This window comes from uncultured Gimesia sp. (assembly GCF_937910335.1).
In the GTDB taxonomy this organism is placed as follows: Bacteria; Planctomycetota; Planctomycetia; order Planctomycetales; family Planctomycetaceae; genus Gimesia.
Genome location: NZ_CALEMX010000529.1, coordinates 1 through 4,009 on the forward strand (window position 1 = coordinate 1; position 4,009 = coordinate 4,009).

The following is a 4,009-nucleotide window of genomic DNA, read 5'->3' on the forward strand; positions in this document are numbered from 1 at the left end:
ACACAGACTTAAGGAATTTGAATGGACTTTGAAAAACGTCTAAAGCATGCTATCAACAAAGGCCGTACCGCCAAAGATGAAGAGCTACAACAAGATGTTGGTAAGAAGATGTCTGAAGAGGAGTTCCGAAACCTTCATCTAAAGTATCGACTTGAGTTAACCGAGCATATTGATTCATGTTTGAAGAAATTAACCGATCATTTTCCTGGATTTCAATTTAAAACCCTCATGGAAGAAGATGGTTGGGGGTCCCGAATTACGCGAGATGATGTTAGTCTCAGCACTGGGAAAAAAGCACAGAGCCTTTACAGCCGCCTGGAAATGATAGTCAGACCCTTTACGGATACTCATATCATTGAATTGGTTGCCAAAGCGACGATTCGGAATAAAGAAACCTACAATCGTTCCCATTATCAGTTTGTCGCCGAAGCTGATATGCAGTCATTCCAGGACCTGATTGACATATGGATCTTGGAATTTGCAGAGGAATTCTCATTTCAAGCCTAATATTTACGCCCCGCCAGTCAAAATAGATTATCGATATTGAAAGTAGACATCTTATGAGTCGACATGCTGATTTCGCTCAGGTTATTGATCGCGGAGCGGTTGCTATTATTCGTGCTCCCTCTGGTGAGTTACTGGTTGATGTGTCTAAAGCTATTTATGCAGGTGGCTTAGACGTCATCGAAGTCACTTTTACAGTTCCGGGTGTTCTTGATATTCTTGCTCAAGTCAAGCGGGAACTGGGTAACAAGATCCTGTTAGGCGCCGGAACGGTTCTTGATTCTGAAACAGCACGAGCTGCCATCCTCGCGGGAGCAGAATTCATTGTGACGCCCACAGTGAATACAGAAGTGATTGAATTGTGCAATCGGTATGACAAACTGGTTATGACGGGTGCTTTAACACCGACAGAGGTATTAACCGCCTGGGAAGCGGGGGCAGATATTATAAAGATATTTCCCGCTTTTGTAGGCGGCCCGGAATATCTGAAAGCATTACATGGACCCCTGCCTCAAATTCCACTCATGCCCACTGGTGGCGTCGATTTAGAGACATTACCCGACTATCTCCACGCGGGAGCGTGTGCCGTTGGTTTGGGAAGTTCTCTTGTCACAAAACAGATGGTTGAATCGGGTGATCTGGAGGGAATTCAAAATCTGACTACTGAATATATGAATAAGATCTCTCAACTCCGTAAAAGCTGACAAACACAAATTCATATTTAGCTGAATTCGACGCGATAACCTCTTCCCGTGGAGATTTAAGCTACCCGGACTCTACTTCGCTATTGCATAATATAGGGAAGTATTTTCTTGTCTGCCCTCTCAATCTAACCGTAAAGATCGTCTCAAGTCGTACGATCTGATTGGACGATATCCCTAGATAGTCAGGATTCGGTTTACTAGTACCCGTACGTCTTGGCTGTTGAATTAAATAACAACTTCTCAGGAGGGGGCTCCGAGCCTGGATAACATCAACAATGTCGTTGTCCGGGCGTGAGTGTGTATTGGCATGAGACTATTTACATTACTGGTAGTCAGTTGCTGGATTGGGGGAATTCTATCTGATTCAACCCAGGCTGCTGCTATTCCTTCTGCACCCGTCTATACCAGTAAGACCCAGTTTCGAATTCCCTATCACTACGATCAGGCTGAGATAGACCGCTTGGGAGCTCGCGAAATCAGGCTCTATGCTTCCACGGATCGTGGTGTGAGTTGGAACCATCTGAAATCAGTATCTCCCCAGGCCCGGAAGTTTCCTTTTGAAGCCACACAAGATGGCGAATACTGGTTTTCAGTTCGTACTCTCGATTCAAAAAATCAACTCCATCCTTCCGGTCGAGTTTTTGAACCTGGTTTGCGGGTCGTGATCGACACAACTCCGCCTCAGTTAGATCTTGATTTGAGACAGATTTCTCCCGGTAAAGTACAACTTGTCTGGAATGCAGAGGACCAGAACCTCGACCCGACCAAGCTGGTTCTGGAATATTCTCAAAATGGCAGCCAGAACTGGCAACGAGTGATTGTTGCCCCGCATCGTAAAGGTCAGACAACCTGGTCGATTTCCCAAGGTGGAGTTGTGGCAGTCCGTGGAATGATCAAAGACCATGCCAATAATATTGGTAACAGTCAAAAAAAGATTCGAGTGGTTGCTGCCGCCAGCCGTACAGTGCCCAAGGCCAAGCAAGAGCTACCTGATTTCAATCAACCCATTGCACAAGGTGGCTTGCCTGAAAATAGATTAACCATGACCGATCCAGAAACACCTGCACCCTATTCGGGCTCAGGAAAACCTCTGAAACCGAATCAACTGGATACCTTGGAAACTCATACTCCTCTTGCAAACCGACAGCTACCGAGCGTCTTTCCTAAAAAAGGTGGTGTGAACGAAGTACCCCCAATCGATAAATCAATTCAGGATAAAATAAAAGGACAATACGTCGCCGATGATCCGGAGAAACGACCACTCTATGCCAAAAACCGATATCCATTGAAAGAGAAGAATTGGCAACCGAAGCGAAAACAGGTCTTAAATGGAACTCAGTTCCAGATTGGTTTTCAAGTCGACAAAGTTGGTCCTTCAGGAGTCGGAGCCGTTGAGCTGTATATCACTGAAGATAATGGGCAGAAGTGGTATAAGTATGGAGAAGATCCTGATAAAAAAAGCCCATTCCACGTAGAAGTTCCTCAAGATGGAATCTATGGATTTGCGCTTCGTGTGCGAAGTGGTGTAGGACTGGCCGATGCCTTACCTAAGTCAGGTGAAAAGCCGGATGTTGTGATTGTAGTCGATCGTATTGCTCCTGTCGTTAAGTTAAATCCGGTGAAACAGGAGTTAAGCGGGCAGGCAAATAAAGTGACGATCTCCTGGGAAATGAGTGATCAAAATTTGGCAGAAAAGTCCATCGCTATCAATTATTCTACTCAGCCAGATGGCCCATGGGAGCCCATAGTCGGTTGGCAGGAAGATACAGGTCGGTTTACATGGACTGTTGGTCCAGGCAATCCTTCTCGATTTTATCTGCAAGTAGTAGCACGCGATGCTGCCGACAATATCTCGAAAGCGGTCACGCCTGCACCAATTACCCTGGATTTGACCAAGCCTTCCGGACGAATTGTGGACGTTGAAGTGATCAGTCAATCCCCTTATTAAGTCGAATCAAACTGATTCCAGGACTTCACAAAGGTTATGTTTTTTCAGACTTCTGTTCGTCGGTTGGCTCTGAACTGGGAATTTCGAACTTGGGGGCTGTAAATTCATCAGAACGCTCTTCAGGCGTAGGTCGCGGAGTTTCAGTCTGTGAATCCGAATAAGTTGACTGATTGACCTCGTCTTCAATTCCACTGACTCCTTTTTTGAATTCAACAATCCCTTTGCCCAGGCTCCGTGCCACTTCCGGTAGTCGTTTACCGAAGAGAAGCAAAGCGATAATCCCGACGATGATCATCTCATATCCGCCAGGCATCCCAAAAATTGCAGGAACAGCAGTCATCTGTGTGATAGTTTGGAACATGTTTAACCTCTTTTTATACTAAAGGTGTTAAGGGCAATACACAAAAGATCGCGCCCTCTGTGCCTTATTTCTCATTTATATTGAATACAGCAACCGGGAAGTTTGTCGCACTAAAAAATTTTCTGAACCGATTAATTATCTGGTTTGGTGTCATGCGGAGGGAACTTGGATGTTTCTTCTTCGTCAGAATCTTCTCGTGCCCCTTTTTTGAATTCTACAATGCTTTTCCCAAGAGAATTCATGGCCCCTGGTAAACGTTTACCAAACAGGAGCAAGATAATCCCTAAAATGATGGTAACTTCAATCCAGCCCGGAAAGCCAAACATACTAATGGTCCCATTAACTCTAATGCATTAGTCGAAGTCGACAATTGCGTTTATAATTGATCAGGTTCATTCGGCGAAATGATAACAGATGAAGACTTCACCGATAAAATGAACACCAGCAAAATGGGATGTTCCAATGAGTTATGCTCTGTGGGCGCTGAGGAAA

General features: G+C 45.0%; 5 protein-coding genes. 3 read left to right on the forward strand and 2 right to left on the reverse strand.

What is annotated here, in order from left to right:
- The first annotated feature begins 21 nt into the window (after window positions 1-21).
- The 3 genes from Q0668_RS21790 to Q0668_RS21800 all read left to right on the forward strand — a co-directional run bounded on the left by Q0668_RS21790 (window position 22) and on the right by Q0668_RS21800 (window position 3,156).
- A complete protein-coding gene (locus tag Q0668_RS21790) occupies window positions 22-507 on the forward strand; it encodes a hypothetical protein (RefSeq protein ID WP_298868531.1) in 486 nt (161 codons plus the stop codon).
- A gap of 53 nt (window positions 508-560) precedes the next feature.
- Window positions 561-1,208 carry a bifunctional 4-hydroxy-2-oxoglutarate aldolase/2-dehydro-3-deoxy-phosphogluconate aldolase gene (locus tag Q0668_RS21795; protein WP_298868533.1) on the forward strand — a complete coding sequence of 216 codons (648 nt, stop codon included), beginning with the start codon at window positions 561-563 and terminating at the stop codon, window positions 1,206-1,208.
- Window positions 1,209-1,515: 307 nt separating this feature from the next.
- Complete coding sequence (locus tag Q0668_RS21800; RefSeq protein ID WP_298868535.1) at window positions 1,516-3,156, forward strand: hypothetical protein; 1,641 nt, start codon at window positions 1,516-1,518, stop codon at window positions 3,154-3,156.
- Window positions 3,157-3,190: 34 nt separating this feature from the next.
- Here Q0668_RS21800 and Q0668_RS21805 read toward each other — a convergent pair whose 3' ends face one another.
- Together Q0668_RS21805 and Q0668_RS21810 are read right to left on the reverse strand one after the other, a co-directional pair.
- Complete coding sequence (locus Q0668_RS21805; RefSeq protein WP_298868536.1) at window positions 3,191-3,517, reverse strand: twin-arginine translocase TatA/TatE family subunit; 327 nt, start codon at window positions 3,515-3,517, stop codon at window positions 3,191-3,193.
- A gap of 131 nt (window positions 3,518-3,648) precedes the next feature.
- Window positions 3,649-3,843, reverse strand: a complete 195-nt coding sequence (locus Q0668_RS21810; RefSeq protein WP_298868537.1) for a twin-arginine translocase TatA/TatE family subunit — start codon at window positions 3,841-3,843, stop codon at window positions 3,649-3,651.
- Window positions 3,844-4,009 lie beyond the last annotated feature (166 nt).

What these genes read in the sequence shown, in the direction of transcription:
- Q0668_RS21790 (WP_298868531.1), top strand. Translation starts at nt 22, where the DNA reads ATGGACTTTGAAAAACGTCTAAAGCATGCTATCAACAAAGGCCGTACC.
- Q0668_RS21810 (WP_298868537.1), bottom strand. Translation starts at nt 3,843, where the DNA reads ATGTTTGGCTTTCCGGGCTGGATTGAAGTTACCATCATTTTAGGGATT.
- Q0668_RS21795 (WP_298868533.1), top strand. Translation starts at nt 561, where the DNA reads ATGAGTCGACATGCTGATTTCGCTCAGGTTATTGATCGCGGAGCGGTT.
- Q0668_RS21800 (WP_298868535.1), top strand. Translation starts at nt 1,516, where the DNA reads ATGAGACTATTTACATTACTGGTAGTCAGTTGCTGGATTGGGGGAATT.
- Q0668_RS21805 (WP_298868536.1), bottom strand. Translation starts at nt 3,517, where the DNA reads ATGTTCCAAACTATCACACAGATGACTGCTGTTCCTGCAATTTTTGGG.